Source organism: Bradyrhizobium sp. S3.2.6 (assembly GCF_040546885.1).
Lineage (GTDB): Bacteria > Pseudomonadota > Alphaproteobacteria > Rhizobiales > Xanthobacteraceae > Bradyrhizobium > Bradyrhizobium cytisi.
Genome location: NZ_JBEPOS010000021.1, coordinates 125500 through 142827, shown reverse-complemented (window position 1 = coordinate 142827; position 17328 = coordinate 125500). Strand labels below are relative to the sequence as shown.

Below are 17328 nucleotides of genomic sequence, written 5' to 3'. Positions count from 1 at the left end.
TCCGAGGACGGCAAGGAAGACAACCCCGTCAACCTCGACCCCCGCATGGCCAAGCTCGCCGGCGGTGTCCACCGTCTCGACGGCCAGCTCATGGTTGTCCTCGACGTCGATCGCGTCCTCGAGCTCAAGACCGAAGTGCAAATGGCTGCCTGAACTTTCACGAAAGACATTTAGAGCCGGAGAACGAAGATGAAGACCTGTTTGGTGGTTGACGATTCCAGCATCGTTCGCAAGGTCGCCCGTCGCATCGTCGAAGCGCTGGGCTTCCAAGTCATTGAAGCGGAAGACGGCGTCGAGGCGCTGGTTCATTGCAAGAAGGCCATGCCGGAAGCCATCCTGCTCGACTGGAACATGCCCGTCATGGATGGCTTCCAGTTCCTGGGCACGCTGCGCCGCATGCCCGGTGGCGAAGAGCCCAAGGTGGTGTTCTGCACCACCGAGAACGGCATCGACCACATCACCAAGGCGATGGGCGGCGGTGCCAACGAGTACATCATGAAGCCGTTCGACAAGGAAATCGTGTTGGCGAAGTTCCAAGAGGTCGGGCTGGTCGAGCGCGAAGAAGAGACAGCTGCCTGAAAATACACCTGCCAGTAGCGTCAAGAGGTATCCTGTGAATCCGCCCGACTACGAGTATCTGCGTAAGTTGCTGAAAGAGCGCTCCGGTCTCGATCTGTCCGCCGACAAGCAATATCTGATCGAAAGCCGCCTGCTGCCGCTTGCGCGCAAGGCCGGGCTCTCCGGTATCTCCGATCTGGTGCAGAAGCTGCAAGGCGGCTCGAGCGCGCTGATCACCAGCGTGGTCGAAGCCATGACCACGAACGAGACCTTCTTCTTCCGCGACAAGGTCCCGTTCGACCATTTCCGCGACACCATCATGCCGGAAGTCCTCAAGGCCCGCGCCAGCCGCCGCAGCGTGCGGATCTGGTGCGCCGCAGGCTCGACCGGGCAGGAGCCCTATTCGCTCGCGATGACCCTGAAGGAGATGGGCGGGGCCCTGACCGGCTGGCGCGTCGAGATCATCGCGACCGATCTCTCGCAGGAAGTGCTGGAGAAGGCCAAGGCCGGCGTCTACAGCCAGTTCGAGGTGCAGCGCGGCCTGCCGATCCAGATGTTGATGAAATATTTCAAGCAGACCGGCGAGACCTGGCAAGTCAATCCCGATCTGCGGGCGATGATCCAGCATCGGCAGCTCAATCTGCTGCAGGATTTCTCCCACCTCGGTACGTTTGACGTCATCTTCTGCCGCAACGTGCTGATCTATTTCGATCAGGAAACCAAGATCAACATCTTCAACCGCCTGGCCCGCCAGATCGAGCCCGACGGCTTCATGGTGCTCGGCGCTGCGGAGACCGTGGTCGGACTGACCGATACGTTCAGGCCGATTGCCGATCGTCGTGGCCTCTACAGGCCGAATGATCCGCGTGCCGCTGCGGCGGCCGGTGCCGCGGCGCCGCGGATGGCCGCGATGGCAGGGCGATAGGCATGGCCGAGGATGGCAAGGGCGCAGAGCGCGTCACATTCAGTCGGGGCTATGATGTCTGCATCATGGCTATCGACGGCACGTGGCGGCGCGACTGCACCCTCAATGCGATTTCCGATACCGATGCCATCCTCACGGTGGAAGGCTCGATCCAGGGATTGAACCTCAAGGAGTTCTTCCTGCTGCTGTCGTCCACCGGCCTTGCCTATCGCCGCTGCGAGCTGGTGCGCGTCAACGGCGCCGAGATGGACATCCAGTTCCTACGCGGCAAGAATCGCAAGAAGCGCGGCGCGGCCAGCGGCCATGATGCGGTGGCGTGATCGCGACACGCAGCGTGTTGCTCCTTCCCGAGGCGTTGCTTCACATTTTCTGAAAACATCCGAACGAATTTGCAGGCCCGGCTTTACGTGGCCTAAGCGCGCACCGTGTATCAATGACAGGTCGCAATTTCAGGGTCCGGCCATGCCAAGAAGCTCCCTCTCCCCTATCCCGTCAAACCTTCCCGACGTCGCCGAACGGCGCGCGCTTCAGCTCCTGGTGGTCGATGACGACGCCACGCAGCGCAGCCTGATCAGTGTCGCCGCCAAGCAGGCCGGCCACGAAGTCGTCGTTGCGCCGTCGGTCGCGGAAGCCATCGAGAAGCTGCGCGCGGCGCGCTTTGACTGCGTGACGCTCGATCTCGTGCTGGAGGATGGCGACGGCATCGACGTGCTGCGCGAGATGGCGGCGGCGAAATTCACGGGCTCCGTGATCGTCATCAGCGGCATGGACGGCAAGCGCCGCAGCGGCGCCCGCAGCTTCGCCCGCTCGGTCGGGATCGAGCTTCAGAGCCTGCCGAAGCCGTTGGATCTCGCGGCGCTGCGCATCAGCCTCGCCAATCTCGGCAAGACGGCGATGGGGCTGCCGACGATCCATACCTGGGGCGGCGTCGCGACCGACGCGATCGTGGAGCGGCACCGCGCCTGAGGCGCGGAGCTGCCATGCAAGCGGCTGCGCTGATTGCTGCCTAGTCCGGATTACCAGATTCCGACAGCTTCTGAAGGGCCCGGCCGAGCTCGGCCCGGCAGGCGTTGAGAGCGGCGCTCGCCGTGGCATAACGGGGCGTGACGTCGTCGAGCACGACAATCTCGGTGGAACCCGAGATAGCGCTCAAGATAGCGCTATCGTCATCCGGCTCCATCGCCGCGTCGATCAGGCGCATACTGATCTCGATGCGTGCGATCAGGGAGCGAAGTTCGGCCGTGATCAACTGACGGCTGTCGGTTTCGGCCATCGCGGCGAGCGGGGGAGTGCCGGCGTAATTTAGCATGGATATTCTCCGTCCCCCGCAATAAGGCACCATGGCGCTACTTGTGCGTTAAGTTCATGTCCCGTACAAATGCGGGGTGGGTCGAATCTGCGCCGAAAGCCATAACGTTAGGCGCGGACGCGAGTCCTTGAACGCCGAACGGACTTGGCAATCGCCTTGGCGAATGGACATGGCACATGGTCGAACAAACCTCCCGTGGTGAGATCTTCGTGGTCGATGACGACCCGGCTGTTCGCGACACCCTGTCGATGGTGTTGAAGGCGTCGGGGTATGAGGTGATCTGTTTTGCGGACGGCGCAGCACTGCTCTCCGTCGCGCGAAGCCGGACGCCGGCTGCCGTGCTGCTCGACGTGCACATTCCCGGAAAATCGGGCCTCGATATTCTCAAGGAGCTGCACGGCGAAGACTATCCCGCGCCGATCTTCATGATCTCCGGCCAGGGCGACATTGCGATGGCGGTGGGCGCCATCAAGAGCGGCGCGCTCGACTTCATCGAGAAGCCGTTCCGCGGCAGCGAGATCGTCGGCCGGCTGGACGAAGCGATCGGCGCCTATGCGCGCCGGCAGTCGGAGAACGCATCGCCGAAGTTCGGCTCGCTGCATTTCCCCGGACGCGAGCCGCTGACCCGCAGGGAGCGCGAGGTGCTCGAGCAGTTCGCCGCCGGTGCCTCCAACAAGGAAGCCGGCCGCACCCTCGGCATCAGCCCGCGCACCATCGAGGATCACCGCGCCAACATCATGAAGAAGCTCGGCGCCCGCAATGCCGCCGATCTGATCCGCATCGTGATGACCGCGGCCCAGCGCGCGTCGTAAAATGGTCTCGTGGTGCATCATGAAATGATGCGCCGCTGAGCCGGGCCCATCCCTCCAACTCCACGGCTGCCAGTTCTGGGTCCCGGCTCTGCGTTGCAGCGTTGCACGCAGCGCCTTGTCCGGGACACGAGATAGCGCCTTACGCCTGCAGCGCCTTGCGGATGATCCGCGCCAGATCGGATTTGCGATAGGGCTTCGCCAGCAGCAGCACGCCTGAATCCAGCCGGCCGTGATGGATGATCGCGTTCTCGGTATAGCCCGACGTGTAGACCACCCTGAGGTCGGGGCGCGTCTTCAGCACCTCATCGGCGAGCTGTCGTCCGTTCATCTTGCCGGGCATGATCACGTCGGTGAACAGCAGGTCGAACGGCTTGCCGCTCGCGACGATGGTGAGCGCCTCCGCGGCATTGGCGGCCTGCAGGGTGACGTAGCCGAGCGAATGCAGCTGGGCCAGCACGTAGTCACGCACCAGCCGGTCGTCCTCGACCACGAGGATAGTCTCGTGACCGCCCTCGCTTGAGGCTGGCATCACGCCATCGGCGACCGGCGTCGGTGTCTTGCCCGGCGGCAGATACATCTTGATCGTGGTGCCGTGGCCTTCTTCGCTGTAGATCTTGATGTGGCCCGCGGACTGCTTGATGAAGCCGTAGACCATGGAGAGCCCGAGCCCGGTGCCCTTACCCGGGCCCTTCGAGGTGAAGAAGGGGTCGAACACGCGCGCCAGCATATGGGAAGGAATGCCGGTGCCGGTGTCGCTCACCGCGATCAGCACGTAGTGGCCGGGCCTGACGTCGTTGACGCTGGCATAGACCTCGTCGAGATAGGCGGCGCCCGTCTCCACGATCAGCTTGCCGCCCCCGGGCATCGCGTCGCGCGCGTTGAGCGCGAGGTTGAGGATCGCCGTGGTGAGCTGGTTCGGGTCGACCACGGCGACGCAGCTCTCGTCCTCGAACACGGATTCGATCTGGATCTGCTCGCCCAGGGTCGGCCGCAGCAGCTTTGCGGTGTCGATGATCAGCGAATTGATGTCGATCTCGCGCGGCCGCAGCGGCTGCTTGCGTGCGAAGGCCAGCAGATGCTGGGTCAGCTCGGCGCCACGGCCAGCGGCCTCGTCGATCATCTTCGTGATCGCGGCGAGCCCCGGATCCTTGGCCACGGCATCGGCCAGGATCTCGATCGTCCCGGTGATCACGGTGAGGATATTGTTGAAATCGTGCGCCACGCCGCCGGTGAGCTGGCCGACCGCCTCCATCTTCTCGGCATGGCGGATGCGCTCCTCGGAGGCGATCTTGTCGGTGAGGTCACGGTAAAACACGTTGAACAGGACGCCCTCGCGGCGCCGCAGCGCCGTGACGCTCAGCTCCGCCTTGAACTCCTTGCCGTCGCGGCGTCGGACCATGAGCTCGCGGCGGCGGTTGAGGGTCTGGCCATCCGCGGAGTCGAGGAAGCGGGCGAGGCCGGCCTTGACCCTCTCGCGCTCGCTTTCCGCAACGATCAGGTCGACCGCGTTCTTGCCCAGCGCCTCGTCGCGCCGCCAGCCGAACAGCTCCTCGGCCCGCGAGCTCCAGTTCTGGATGGTGCTGCGATCGTCGGTCTGGACGAAGGCGTCGAGCGCGGTCTCGACGATGTTGCGCGCAAGCTGCTCGCTGTCACGCAAGGATTCGGCGGCGTGCCTCGCCTCGGTCATATCGCGCCCGACGAAGAAGAAACGCTTGGCCTGATCCGACCAATTGCCGAGCCAGGACAGCCAGACCTCGTGGCCGTCCTTGTGAATGCACCGCGTGTCGGCGAGCTTCGGATGTCCGCCGCGCCGGAGTGCGCGCATCTCCTCGCGGGATTGGTCGAGATGGCCGGGATGGATGAAATCGACGCCGCTGCGGCCGATCATCTCGTCGGGCTTGTAGCCGAGCACGGTCTCACAGCTCGGGCTGATCTGCGCGATGTGGCCCCGCGAGTTCATGATCATGATCAGATCCTGCGAGGTGTCAAAAAGCTGCCGCCGCTCCTCCAGTTGCTGCTGTAGCGCCCGCTCCGCGCGCCGCGCTTCAGTCAGGCTGCGCGCGGATCCGGAGGCACCCATGATCTCGCCCAACGGCCCTCTGATCGGCGACAGGCTGAGCGAGATCTCGACCGGCGTGCCGTCCTTGCGCAGGCGCACCGTCTCGAAGCGCTCGATCGGCTCGCCCCGGGCGATACGCTGCAAAATATCCTTGCCCTGCTCGCGGCGGTCGGTCGGGACGATGATCGAGGTGGACTTCCCGATCGCCTCGTCCGCCGAATAGAAGTAGAGACGTTCGGCGGCAGGATTCCAGCCGGTGATGACGGCGTCGAGCGATTGCATCACGATCGCATCGTCGGATGACTCGACCGCGGCACTGAACAGGCGCTCACGCGCTTCATGATGGATTCGCGCAGCCTCGGTGCGGCGATGGTCCTCGATCTCGCGTTCGAGCGCGGCGGTTTTCACCCGGGTCTCTTCGACCATCTGGGCAAAGGCCCGCGCCAGCACGCCCGTCTCGCCGCCGGCATCGACGGGGATGTCTGCCGGCCGTCCGCGGCCGATGGCCTCCACAGCTTCGGTGAGACGCCCGATCGGGCGCGTCAAGGAGCGCGCCAGGAGCACCGCGAGCGCAGCCGCGGCGAGCACGGCAAGTACGCCGACGAGCAAGGAGGTCTTTTGAATGGCCGCCGGCACCCGGCCGAACACGGGCGGGGGGATCGTTTCGACCACCGCGATCCATTCCTTGCCTGCAAGCAGTGCTGGCGCGATCGCCGCGCCGCTCGGCCGGCCCGACTCGTCGGTCGTCAGATGGGTGGATCCGTCGAGCTTGCCGGCCAGCGTGGCAAAAAATGGAAAGTCTTGGCGCCAGTCGGTGGGATGGCCGCGCATTGAGCCGAATTCCCGCGCACGATCGGGGTGGACGAGATAATCGCCGCGCCAGCTTACGACGTAGATTTCTCCCCCTGTGCTCGTGGTCGCGCGGACACTGTCCAGTGCCCGGCGCATGTCGATATTGGCGATGATGATGCCGAACGGCTTGCCGTCCGGCGTGAACAGCGGCGTCGCGACCCGCAACGTCGGAATGTGAAGGTCCGCGGTTCCCCCGTGGCGGCTGGCGAGATCGACCGGAGAAACATAGACCTCGCCCGGCGCCAGTCGCATTGTGTCCTGAAAATAGGTTCGCTCGGTCTTGCGCTCCAGTTCGCTATTGGGGACGATCCGCGCCGTTCCGTTCGGGCCGGAGCGATCGACGCGGACCAGCTCGCGCTGATCGTCATCAAGGCCGATAATTCGAAACTGCCCATAGCTGGGCTTGGCGTCGATCTCGGCCGCGAGGCGCGCGGCGATGCGCTCGCGCCAGGTTTGCTCGGAAACGCCGTCGAGAGTGTCGATGCCGCCTGCGATATGGGCGCGGATCAGGCCATTGATGGCTGCGGCGGAGCGATAGCCGAGGAGATCGCCGCGGGCTCCGGCAACGTAGGATTCAAGATTGGTCGCCAGGAGGCGTGACTGGGCTTCGACGCGTTCCAGGACCCGCGGAATGACGGCTTGGGTCGTGTTGCGATAGCCCAGCCACCCCACTGCGGCCACGGTCACCGCCACCAGCAGGATCATCGCGATCGTGAGCCGCGTTGCGAGTCTCATGGGAATGTTCGCTCCGCTTCCCGCATGGCCGCGCCTGTTCCGGCCTGGAACGGAACGAAGGCCCTTGTCATTGGCGGCTGGTGCTGACATTGGGCCCCGCCGGCTCGCCCGACTTCAGGCAACGGTCGGCCATCGTCAGCAGCACATCCGCCCGGAACGGCTTCTGCAGGCTGGCGACCGCGCCGAGCTTGATCGCCATCTTCAGGAAGTCGGGCTCCGCATAGGCGTCCGGCGTGATCGAGCGGCCGGAAATCACGATGATCGGTATAGCAGGCTGGAGCGCCCGCACGTGACGCATCGTCTCCAGCCCGTCCATGCCGGGCATGAAGATGTCGAGGAACAGCAGGTCGAACTGGCCGCCCTCGAACAGGACGAGCCCCTTGCGGCCGTCGCCGGCGACCGTCACGTGATGACCGGCCCGCTCCAACAGCAGGCGTATCGTAAGCTGGACGGCCGGGTCGTCATCCACGATCAGGATGTTGGCCACGTCAAAAACCTCCGGATCGGGCGGGGGAAGTTCCCTGCGACCCAAATCAAAGCATCAAATACGGAACTGTTGCGCGGATCGTGCCTGGCCTGCAAGCACTTCGCGCCCATTGCGACGTGTGATCGCCGGGGTTGCGTGCAAGTCATATGCATGTCTGCGTGCAAATGACCCGGTGCCCGCCTGGTCCTCGGTGCCGCCTAGTCGGAGAGATATTCGGGATAGCGCTCGCGGATCCTATCCAGCTCGCTCAGCGTGCCTGATAGATGCTTGCGCAGATGCTGCTGCGCAGCCTGGGCATCTTTCGCCTCGATTGCACGCGTGATCAGCTTGTGGTGGCGTACGATGTTCTGGGCCTTGCCGGGCGAGGGCAGATGCAGCCGGCGCAGCCGGTCAATATGTCCGCTGCGGCTTCGCACCAGCATCCAAAGGTCCTGCTTCCGGGCGGCGGCATAGAGCTGGGCGTGGAAATCATTATCGCCGGCAATGAAGGCCTCGAAGTCGCCGGCCTTCGCGAATTGCTGTTGCAACGCAATGGCGTGATCCAGCCGAATGATCAGGGCAGGATCAGGTTTGTCGGCAAGGAGCCGGACGATCTCCAGCTCCAGCGCCTGGCGCAGGAAATGCGCCTGTTGCGCGCGGTCGACGTCGATCTGGCTGACCACGGTCGCGTGCTGCGGAAATACGTCGACCAGGCCTTCTTCCTCAAGCCGCATCAGCGCGTCGCGCACCGGCGTTGAGCTGACGCCAAACTGGCCGGCCAGCTCTGCACGCGACAGCGGCGCGCCGGGCGGCAATTCCAGCGCAATGATCGCATTGCGCAGCCGCTCGAACACCTGCGGCGCGGCCTGCCGGGCTCGGTCGAGCCGGGCGGCCGCGCGCGGCACGGGATGGGCTGATTCCATGGCTGCGGCTCCGGCGGACTTGCCTTTGATGCACTAATGCATTAGTGCATCAGCCCGGTTGCGCGTCAATGCCGGCCGGAGGAAACGAACAACAATGATCAAGCAATTCCAGCGCGGCTGCACAGTCATCGCCCTGATCGCCGCGGCGGTCCTGTCGACCTCGCCCGCGCAGGCGCAGCAGAAATCCGAGATCTCCTTGTCGCGGCAGCCCGGCATTTTCTACATGCCGAGCCACATCATGGAGAAGCAGAAGCTGATCGAGAAGCACGCGGCTTTGCTCGGCGTGCCCGGCGTCACCACCAAATGGGTGACCTTCTCCGGCGGCGGCGCGCAGACCGATGCGCTGCTCGCAGGTGGCGTCGACATTCTCAACACCGGCACCGGCAATCTGCTGCTGCTGTGGGATCGCACCCGCGGCGGCGTGAAGGGCATCGTCGCGACCTCGGCGCAGCCGATGACGCTGATCAGCCGTGACGCCAACATCAAGTCGATCAAGGATTTTGGCCCGAGCGACAAGATCGCGGTGCCGACCGTGAAAGTTTCGACGCAGGCGATCGTGCTTCAGATTGCGGCGGCAGAGGCCTTCGGCGCCGACCAATGGTCGAAGCTCGATGCCAATACCGTGCAGCTTGGCCATCCCGATGCTTATGCGGCGCTGTCGAATCCCAAGCACGAGGTGCACACCCATTTCTCGATCCCGCCTTTCACGTTCCTCGAGCTGAAGAACGTGCCGGGCGCGCATGTCGTGCTGAACTCGCCTGACGTGATGGGCGGCCCGCTCAGTCAGGCGCAGTTCTTCACCACCACCAAATTCGCCGACGCCAATCCTAAAATCATTCAGGCCGTGCGCGACGCGACCAAGGAAGCGCAGGACCTGATCCGCAGCGATACCAAACAGGCGGTCGAGATCTACAAGGAGATCACCGGCGACAAGACCACGGTGGAGGAGCTGCTCGATCTCCTGAAAGAACCCGGCATGATGGAATGGAATCTCGAGCCGCAGGGCACGATGAAGTTCGCGGCCCACCTCTACAAGACCGGCACGCTGAAGACCCAGCCCAAGGCCTGGACCGATTACTATCTCCCCGTCGCGCACGACCTGAAGGGCAACTGATGGCACTGCTCGACGTCAGTGGGGTGACGCTGCGCTACAAGACCTCCAGCGCCGTCGTCACCGCCACGGAGAGGGTGAGCTTCACCGTCGACAAGTCCGACCGCTTCGTGCTGCTCGGACCGTCCGGCTGCGGCAAGTCGACCCTGCTCAAGGCCGTCGGCGGCTACATGTCACCGAGCGAGGGCCGCATGACGATCGGCGATCGCGAGATCCGCGGCCCTGGCGCCGACCGCATGATGATCTTTCAGGAATTCGACCAGCTCCTGCCCTGGAAGAGCGTTCTCGCCAATGTGATGTTCCCGCTGCTGACCGCGCGAAAGCTGTCGCGCAAGGACGCTGAAGCGCGGGCGCGGGCCTATATCGAGAAGGTCGGCCTCACCCGCGTGGTCGACGCCTATCCGCACACGCTCTCCGGCGGCATGAAGCAGCGCGTTGCGATCGCGCGCGGCATGGCGATGGAACCGGACATCCTGCTGATGGACGAGCCGTTCGCAGCGCTCGACGCACTGACGCGCCGGACCTGCCAGGACGAGCTGCTTCAGCTCTGGAGCGAAACCAGGTTCACCGTGCTGTTCGTGACGCATTCGATCGCGGAAGCGATCCGCATCGGCAACCGCATCCTGCTGCTGTCGCCGCATCCCGGCCGTGTCAAGGCCGAGGTGGTCGACGTCGACAAGGTGGGCAATGACGACGGCAGCGCCGGCCGGCTCGAAAAGGAGATTCACGATCTCCTGTTCGCCGGCGAAGCCACCGCGCACTAGGGGAGCCGCTCATGGGCGAAGTGAAGATTTTGCTGAGTCATGCGCCGGTCGCTGCCGTCAGTGGCACGGGTGAGGTCGAGCGCAAGCTGAGTGTGGCCGAGCTGCTGTGGAACGACGCTTTGTTCGCAAGGCCGTCATCATCCTGTTTCTGGCCGCGATCTGGGAAGCTTACGGTGTTTACCTCGACAACCCCCTGCTGTTTCCCACGCTGCACGACACCATCGCGACGCTGTCCGACCGCGTGAAGGACGGCACTATTCCAATGCGGGCCTGGACCTCGCTGAAGGTGCTGTTCATGGGCTATTCGGCCGGCATTGTGCTGGCTGCGATCTTCACCGTGCTCGCGATCTCGACCCGCATCGGCACCGACTTCCTGGAAACGGTGACGGCGATGTTCAACCCGTTGCCGGCGATCGCGCTGCTGCCGTTGGCGCTGATCTGGTTCGGCCTCGGCAATGGCAGTCTCGTCTTCGTGCTGATCCATTCGGTGCTGTGGCCGGTCGCGCTCAACACCCATTCCGGCTTCAAGAGCGTGTCCAACACGCTGCGCATGGTCGGCCGCAATTACGGCCTGCGCGGGCTGCCCTATGTCGCAAAGATCCTGATTCCCGCGGCCTTCGGCTCCATCCTCACCGGTCTGAAGATCGGCTGGGCCTTTGCCTGGCGCACGCTCATCGCCGCCGAGCTGGTGTTCGGAGTGTCCTCGGGCCAGGGCGGGCTCGGCTGGTTTATCTTCGAGAACCGCAACCTGCTCGACATACCCGCAGTGTTCGCGGGCCTCTTGACGGTGATTATCATCGGGCTCTTTGTCGAGAACCTGATCTTCCGCGCCATCGAGCGGAACACCGTCCAGAAATGGGGCACCCAATCATGACCAAGAAGAAAGCACCCGACCAGCTCCGCAGCGCGCGCTGGTTCGCGCCCGATGATCTCCGCTCGTTCGGCCACCGCTCCCGCGCCATGCAGATGGGCTACGCCCCGGAGGAGTGGAAGGACCGGCCGTGCATCGCGATCATCAACACCTGGTCGGACGCGCAGCCCTGCCACATGCACTTCAAGTCGCGCGTCGACGACGTCAAGCGCGGCATCCTGATGGCCGGCGGCCTGCCGGTGGAATTGCCGGCGCTGTCGCTGTCGGAGTCGCTGCTGAAGCCGACCACCATGCTCTATCGTAATCTCCTGGCGATGGAAGCCGAGGAGCTGCTGCGCAGCCATCCGGTTGACGGCGTCGTGCTGATGGGCGGCTGCGACAAGACCACGCCGGCGCTGCTCTTGGGTGCGACCTCGATGAACATTCCGGCGATCTATCTGCCGGCAGGCCCGATGCTGCGCGGCAACTGGAAGGGCAAGACGCTCGGCTCCGGCTCGGACGGCTGGAAATACTGGGACGAGCGGCGCGCCGGCAAGATTTCCGACAAGGACTGGCTCGACATCGAAGCCGGCATTGCGCGGAGCTACGGCACCTGCATGACCATGGGCACGGCCTCGACCATGACCGCGATTGCCGAAGCCATTGGCATGACGCTGCCCGGCGCCTCCTCGATTCCCGCCGCGGATGCCAACCACATCCGCATGGCCTCTGAATGCGGCCGCCGCATCGTCGAGATGGTGTGGGAGGATCTGACGCCGAAGACGATCCAGACCCGCAAGGCCTTCGAGAATGCGATCGCGGTCGCGATGGCGATGGGTTGCTCGACCAACGCGATCATCCATCTGATCGCACAGGCCCGCCGCGCCGGCCAGGACATCGGCCTCGACGATTTCGAGATCGCGAGCCGCAAGGTGCCCGTCATCGCCAACGTCCGCCCGAGCGGAGATGCCTATCTGATGGAAGATTTCTTCTATGCCGGCGGCCTGCCGGCACTGATGGGCCAGATCAAGGACCATCTGCATCTCGACTGCATCACGGTGAGCGGCAAGACGCTTGGCGAGAACATCGACGGCGCCGAGGTGCATAATGCCGATGTCATTCGCAGCGTGGACAATCCCATCTACAAGGAAGGCGCGCTCGCCGTGCTCAAGGGCAATCTCGCGCCCGACGGCTGCGTCATCAAGCCCTCTGCCTGCGCGCCGCGCTTCCTCAAGCACACGGGTCCCGCGCTGGTGTTCGACGACTATCCGTCGATGAAGAAGGCGATCGACGATCCCAATCTGGATGTCACCGAGGATCACGTCCTCATCTTGCGCAATGCGGGCCCGCAGGGCGGACCGGGCATGCCGGAATGGGGCATGCTGCCGATCCCGACAAAACTCGTGAAGCAGGGCGTGCGCGACGTGGTGCGCATCTCGGATGCGCGCATGAGCGGCACCAGCTATGGCGCCTGCATCCTGCACGTTTCACCGGAGGCCTACATCGGCGGCCCGCTGGCGCTGGTGCAGAACGGCGATCGTATCACGCTCGACGTCGCCGCGCGCACCATCAATCTCGATGTGCCCGAGGCCGAGCTCGACAAGCGCCGCGCCGCCTGGAAGCAGCCCGAGCGCCGCTTCGAGCGCGGCTACGGCTGGATGTTCACCAAGCACATCAAGCAAGCCAACGACGGCTGCGACTTCGACTTCCTCGAGACTGATTTCGGCGCGCCGGTCGGCGAGCCGTCGATTTACTAACCCCCGTCATTCCGGGGCATCGCGAAGCGATGAGCCCCGGAATCCATTGAGCCGCAACATGTGAGGCCAAATGGATTCCGGGCTCGCGCCAAGTGGCGCGTCCCGGAATGACGATCAGAGAGAGCACATCATGCCCAAACTTAGCGAAGCCACCCGCAACAAGCTCAAGACCGTCTCCACCGCCACTGTCGCCACTGCGTTGTTCAAGCGCGGCCTGCGCATCCAGATGATCCAGGATGTGCATCCCCTAGGCCGCGACCAGCCGACCATGGTCGGCGAGGCCTTCACGCTGCGCTACATGCCGGCGCGCGAGGATCTCAACACCATCGACGTCTTCAGGGATCACTCCCATCCGCAGCGCAAGGCGGTCGAGGATTGCCCGGCAGGCAGCGTGCTGGTGATGGACAGCCGCAAGGACGCGCGCGCGGCTTCGGCCGGCGCGATCCTGGTGACGCGGTTGATGAAGCGCGGCGTCGCCGGCGTCGTCACCGACGGCGGTTTTCGTGATTCCGCCGAGATCGCCAAGCTCGGCATTCCCGCCTACCATCATCGCCCCTCCGCGCCGACCAATTTAACTCTGCATCAGGCGATCGAGATCAACGTTCCCATCGGTTGCGGCGATGCACCGGTGTTTCCCGGCGACATCATTCTGGGCGATGCCGACGGCGTCATCGTCATCCCCGCGCATCTCGCCGATGAGATCGCCAATGAAACCTTCGAGATGACGGCATTCGAGGATTTCGTCACCGAGGAGGTCGGCAAGGGCCGCGGCATTTTCGGCCTTTATCCCGCGACCGACCCGCAGACGCTCACCGACTTCGCGGAATGGCGGAAGAAGAATGGCCGGTAAGGCCGTTCGCGCCAAAACCGATCACGTCAAGAAACAGGCCGGCCACATCAAGTGCCGGCCTTTTATCAAGCAGGGAGGACTCCTATGACTTTCACGCGACGCAATCTCTTGTCCAGCGCCGGCGCGGCGGCGGCTTCGACGCTGCTGGCCCGCGCGGCCGGTGCGCAATCGTTTCCGTTCACGCCCGCTCAGCGCTATCCGGACCCTGCCGTCCAGATCCTCGACCCGAGCTTTGCAAAATACCGGCTCTATTCCTCGACGCTCGAGCAGGTCGCGACTGGCCTGCGCTGGGCCGAAGGTCCGGTCTATTTCCCGGAAGGCGGTTATCTCCTGTTCTCCGACATTCCCAACAACCGGATCATGAAATTCGACGAGAAGACCGGGCAGACCAGCGTGTTCCGCGCCAACGCCAATTACGCCAACGGGAATACGCGCGACCGTCAGGGCCGGCTTGTCACCTGTGAGCACTCGGTCACGCGCCGTATCACCCGCACCGAGAAGGACGGCAAGATCACAGTGCTCGCCGACAAGTTCGAGGGCAAGCGGCTGAACGCGCCGAACGACATCGTGGTGAAGTCCGACGACAGCATCTGGTTCACCGATCCGATCTTCGGCATTGCCGGCGAGTGGGAGGGCAAGAAGGAGAAGCCGGAGCAGGCCACCACTAACGTCTACCGCATCGCCAGGGACGGCAAGCTCACCGCCGTGCTCACCGACCTCGTCAATCCGAACGGCATCGCCTTCTCGCCGGATGAGAAGAAACTCTATGTCGTCGAGTGGAAGGGTACGCCCAATCGCAGCATCTGGAGCTACAATGTCGGCGACGACGGTAGCCTCAGCGGCAAGACCAAGCTGATCGACGCCGCCGACCAGGGCTCGCTCGACGGTTTTCGCGTCGACCGCGACGGCAATCTCTGGTGCGGCTGGGGCTCCAACGGCGCACTGCAGTCCGAGCCGAGCGACGTCGGTGGCCGCAAGGTCTACCAGCTCAAGGGCAAGTCGGAGGATCTCGATGGCGTCATGGTGTTCAGCTCCGAGGGCAAGCCGCTCGCCTTCATCAAGTTGCCCGAGCGCTGCGAAAATCTGTGCTTCGGCGGGCCGAAGAACAACCGCCTCTACATGGCGAGCTGCCACTCGATCTACGCGCTTTATGTGGAGGCGCATGGGGCGGTGTGAGGCACGAAGCGACGGTGCCCTTCGCCTCTCCCCGTAAGAACGGGGAGAGGGAGAGGTCAGCCCTCCGCCTCCGCCATTCCCGCGGCCCACAGCGCGAACGCATACACGATCGCGACTTCATCGAGCCGGTCAAAGCGTCCCGAGGCGCCGCCATGGCCGGCGCCCATGTTGGTGCGGAGCAGGACCGGACCGCCGCCGGTCATGGTCGCGCGCAGGCGGGCGATCCATTTGGCGGGCTCCCAGTAGGTGACACGCGGATCGGTCAAGCCGCCCATCGCCAAAATCGCCGGATAGTCTTTTGCCGCGACGTTGTCGTAGGGCGAGTAGGACAGGATGGTGCGAAAATCCGTTTCGCTCTCGATCGGGTTGCCCCATTCCGGCCATTCGGGCGGCGTCAGCGGCAGCGTGTCGTCGAGCATGGTGTTGAGCACGTCGACGAACGGCACTTCGGAGACGATGCCCGCGAATAGTTCGCCGGCACGGTTGGCGACCGCGCCCATCAGCATGCCGCCGGCCGAGCCGCCATGGCCGACGATACGCTTGGCGCTGGTATATTTCCCATCGATCAGCGCGCGGGCGCTGGCGGCGAAATCATCGAACGAATTGGTCTTCTTCTCGCGCTTGCCGTCGAGATACCAGCCCCAGCCCTTGTCGGCGCCGCCGCGGATATGGGCGATGGCGTAGACGAAACCGCGGTCGGCCAGCGACAGCCGGTTGGCGCTGAACGAGGCCGGCATCGCCATGCCGTAGGAGCCGTAGCCATAGAGCAGCAGCGGCGCCGCGCCGTCGAGCTTGAGCCCGCGGCGATAGAGGATCGAGACCGGCACCTCGGCGCCGTCCTGCGCCTTTGCCATGATGCGGGTGGTGACGTAGTCGCTCGCAACGTGCCCGGACGGAATTTCCTGGCGCTTGCGCAAGGTGCGCGTGCGCTTGGCCATGTCGTAGTCGTAGACCTCCGACGGCGTCGTCATCGACGAATAGGCAAAACGCAAATTTGTCGTGTCGAATTCGTAGGAGCCCATCGTGTCGAGCGAATAGGCGGCCTCGTCGAACGCGATGGCGTGCTCCTCCGTCGTCTTGAGGTCGCGGATCACGATCGCGGGCAGCGCGTTGGCGCGCTCCAGCCGCACCAGATGGCCGGCATAGAGATCGAGATCGATGATGTAGATGCCGGGACGATAGGGGATCAGGTCGCGCCAGTTGTTCCGCTCGGGCGAGGCGAGCGGTGCCGTGACGATCTTGAAGTCGATGGCGTCGTCGGCATTGGTGAGGATGAAGAGCTCGTCGCCGCGATCGGCGAGCGAATATTGCACGCCCTCCTGGCGCGCTGCGACAAGGCGCGGCGGCGCTTCCGGATGGGTGAGATCGATCAGCCGCTGCTCGCTCGTCTCGTGGTCGCCACCGGCGATCACGCAGAAGCGGCCGCTGGTGCTCTCATGCAGATGGGTGAACCAGCCGGAATCCTGTTCCTCATAGACCAGCGTGTCGTCCGCCTGCCTGGTGCCGAGCCTGTGCCGCCACACCTGCATCGGGCGGTGATTGTCGTCGAGCTTCACATAGAAGAAGGACTTCGCGTCCTTGCTCCAGACGACGCCGCCGTCGGTCTCCTCGATGACGTCGTCGAGGTCCTTGGCCGTAGCCCAGTCGCGGACGCGGATCGTAAAATATTCCGAGCCTTTGGTGTCGGCGCTCCAGGCCTGCAGCTTGTGATCGTCCGAGTGGCGGCTGCCGCCGAACTTGAAGTATTTGTGGTCTTTTGCCAGCGCATCGCCGTCGAGCACGATATCGCCCTCGCCGCCCTCGCGCGGCATGCGGCCGAACAGCTCGTGCTGGCCGCCCTCGCGGAATTTGCGGAAATACGCGAACGGTCCGTCCGGCGACGGCACGCTGGAATCGTCTTCCTTGATGCGGGCGCGCATCTCGCGCACCAGCGTCTTTTGCAAGCTCGCGGTGTGGCCGAGCAGGCTCTCGGTGTAGCCGTTCTCTTCATCCAGATATTTGCGAATGTCGGGATCGAGCCCTTTTGGCTCGCGCAGCACCTCCTGCCATTTTGCGTCCTTCAGCCAGGCATAGTCGTCGGCGACAGTGATGCCGTGGTGGGTGAAGGAATGCGGCCGGCGCGGGGCGACCGGAGCGGTGCTGATTTTGCTGGTGTTGGGCAAATCGATCCTCGAAGCAGGG

At 64.2% G+C, this 17328-nt stretch carries 15 protein-coding genes and 2 pseudogenes; 12 read left to right on the top strand and 5 right to left on the bottom strand.

The window, feature by feature from the left end:
- The 5 genes and pseudogenes from ABID58_RS29290 to ABID58_RS29270 all read left to right on the top strand — a co-directional run.
- Nucleotides 1–153, top strand: a pseudogene (locus tag ABID58_RS29290) (chemotaxis protein CheW); the annotation flags it as partial.
- Between the two features lie 36 nt (nucleotides 154–189).
- Nucleotides 190–579, top strand: coding sequence for a response regulator (locus tag ABID58_RS29285; protein WP_148756723.1), 390 nt, complete (start codon nucleotides 190–192; stop codon nucleotides 577–579).
- A gap of 34 nt (nucleotides 580–613) precedes the next feature.
- Nucleotides 614–1483 carry a CheR family methyltransferase gene (locus tag ABID58_RS29280; protein ID WP_354036291.1) on the top strand — a complete coding sequence of 290 codons (870 nt, stop codon included), beginning with the start codon at nucleotides 614–616 and terminating at the stop codon, nucleotides 1481–1483.
- Between the two features lie 2 nt (nucleotides 1484–1485).
- Nucleotides 1486–1803, top strand: a complete 318-nt coding sequence (locus ABID58_RS29275; RefSeq protein WP_128963451.1) for a PilZ domain-containing protein — start codon at nucleotides 1486–1488, stop codon at nucleotides 1801–1803.
- Nucleotides 1804–1945: 142 nt separating this feature from the next.
- Nucleotides 1946–2449, top strand: a complete 504-nt coding sequence (locus ABID58_RS29270; protein WP_148756725.1) for a response regulator — start codon at nucleotides 1946–1948, stop codon at nucleotides 2447–2449.
- A 40-nt stretch (nucleotides 2450–2489) separates the two neighbouring features.
- Here ABID58_RS29270 and ABID58_RS29265 read toward each other — a convergent pair whose 3' ends face one another.
- Nucleotides 2490–2792, bottom strand: a complete 303-nt coding sequence (locus ABID58_RS29265; RefSeq protein WP_148756726.1) for a hypothetical protein — start codon at nucleotides 2790–2792, stop codon at nucleotides 2490–2492.
- Between the two features lie 176 nt (nucleotides 2793–2968).
- On the opposite strand from ABID58_RS29265, the gene ABID58_RS29260 reads away from it, so the two are divergent.
- Nucleotides 2969–3604 (top strand): response regulator transcription factor, encoded by a 636-nt coding sequence (locus ABID58_RS29260; RefSeq protein WP_148756727.1) that lies wholly within the window; start codon nucleotides 2969–2971, stop codon nucleotides 3602–3604.
- 139 nt (nucleotides 3605–3743) lie between these two features.
- Here ABID58_RS29260 and ABID58_RS29255 read toward each other — a convergent pair whose 3' ends face one another.
- From ABID58_RS29255 to ABID58_RS29245, 3 genes are all read right to left on the bottom strand, one after another.
- Nucleotides 3744–7340, bottom strand: coding sequence for a PAS domain S-box protein (locus ABID58_RS29255; RefSeq protein WP_354036290.1), 3597 nt, complete (start codon nucleotides 7338–7340; stop codon nucleotides 3744–3746).
- Nucleotides 7318–7737 carry a response regulator gene (locus tag ABID58_RS29250; RefSeq protein WP_148755901.1) on the bottom strand — a complete coding sequence of 140 codons (420 nt, stop codon included), beginning with the start codon at nucleotides 7735–7737 and terminating at the stop codon, nucleotides 7318–7320. The genes ABID58_RS29255 and ABID58_RS29250 overlap by 23 nt, the downstream gene beginning before the upstream one ends.
- Nucleotides 7738–7934: 197 nt before the next feature.
- Nucleotides 7935–8639, bottom strand: coding sequence for a GntR family transcriptional regulator (locus tag ABID58_RS29245; protein WP_354036289.1), 705 nt, complete (start codon nucleotides 8637–8639; stop codon nucleotides 7935–7937).
- Between the two features lie 94 nt (nucleotides 8640–8733).
- Here ABID58_RS29245 and ABID58_RS29240 point away from each other — a divergent pair, with 94 nt between their 5' ends.
- The 6 genes and pseudogenes from ABID58_RS29240 to ABID58_RS29215 all read left to right on the top strand — a co-directional run bounded on the left by ABID58_RS29240 (nucleotide 8734) and on the right by ABID58_RS29215 (nucleotide 15147).
- Entirely contained in the window at nucleotides 8734–9753 is a 1020-nt protein-coding gene (locus ABID58_RS29240; RefSeq protein ID WP_354036288.1) for an ABC transporter substrate-binding protein, read from the top strand.
- The gene (locus tag ABID58_RS29235; RefSeq protein WP_148755898.1) at nucleotides 9753–10514 is read left to right on the top strand and encodes an ABC transporter ATP-binding protein; all 762 of its coding nucleotides are present in this window, start codon (nucleotides 9753–9755) and stop codon (nucleotides 10512–10514) included. Before ABID58_RS29240 ends, ABID58_RS29235 begins: the two co-directional genes overlap by 1 nt.
- Nucleotides 10515–10525: 11 nt before the next feature.
- Nucleotides 10526–11388: pseudogene (locus ABID58_RS29230) on the top strand (ABC transporter permease).
- Nucleotides 11385–13121, top strand: coding sequence for an L-arabinonate dehydratase (araD, locus tag ABID58_RS29225; protein WP_354036286.1), 1737 nt, complete (start codon nucleotides 11385–11387; stop codon nucleotides 13119–13121). Before ABID58_RS29230 ends, araD begins: the two are co-directional and overlap by 4 nt.
- 130 nt (nucleotides 13122–13251) lie before the next feature.
- On the top strand, nucleotides 13252–13971 hold the full coding sequence (locus ABID58_RS29220; RefSeq protein WP_354036285.1) for a ribonuclease activity regulator RraA: 720 nt from the start codon (nucleotides 13252–13254) through the stop codon (nucleotides 13969–13971).
- 84 nt (nucleotides 13972–14055) lie between these two features.
- Nucleotides 14056–15147, top strand: coding sequence for an SMP-30/gluconolactonase/LRE family protein (locus ABID58_RS29215; RefSeq protein WP_354036284.1), 1092 nt, complete (start codon nucleotides 14056–14058; stop codon nucleotides 15145–15147).
- Nucleotides 15148–15203: 56 nt separating this feature from the next.
- Here the strand turns inward: ABID58_RS29215 and ABID58_RS29210 are convergent, their stop codons facing one another.
- Complete coding sequence (locus tag ABID58_RS29210; protein WP_354036282.1) at nucleotides 15204–17309, bottom strand: S9 family peptidase; 2106 nt, start codon at nucleotides 17307–17309, stop codon at nucleotides 15204–15206.
- Nucleotides 17310–17328 lie beyond the last annotated feature (19 nt).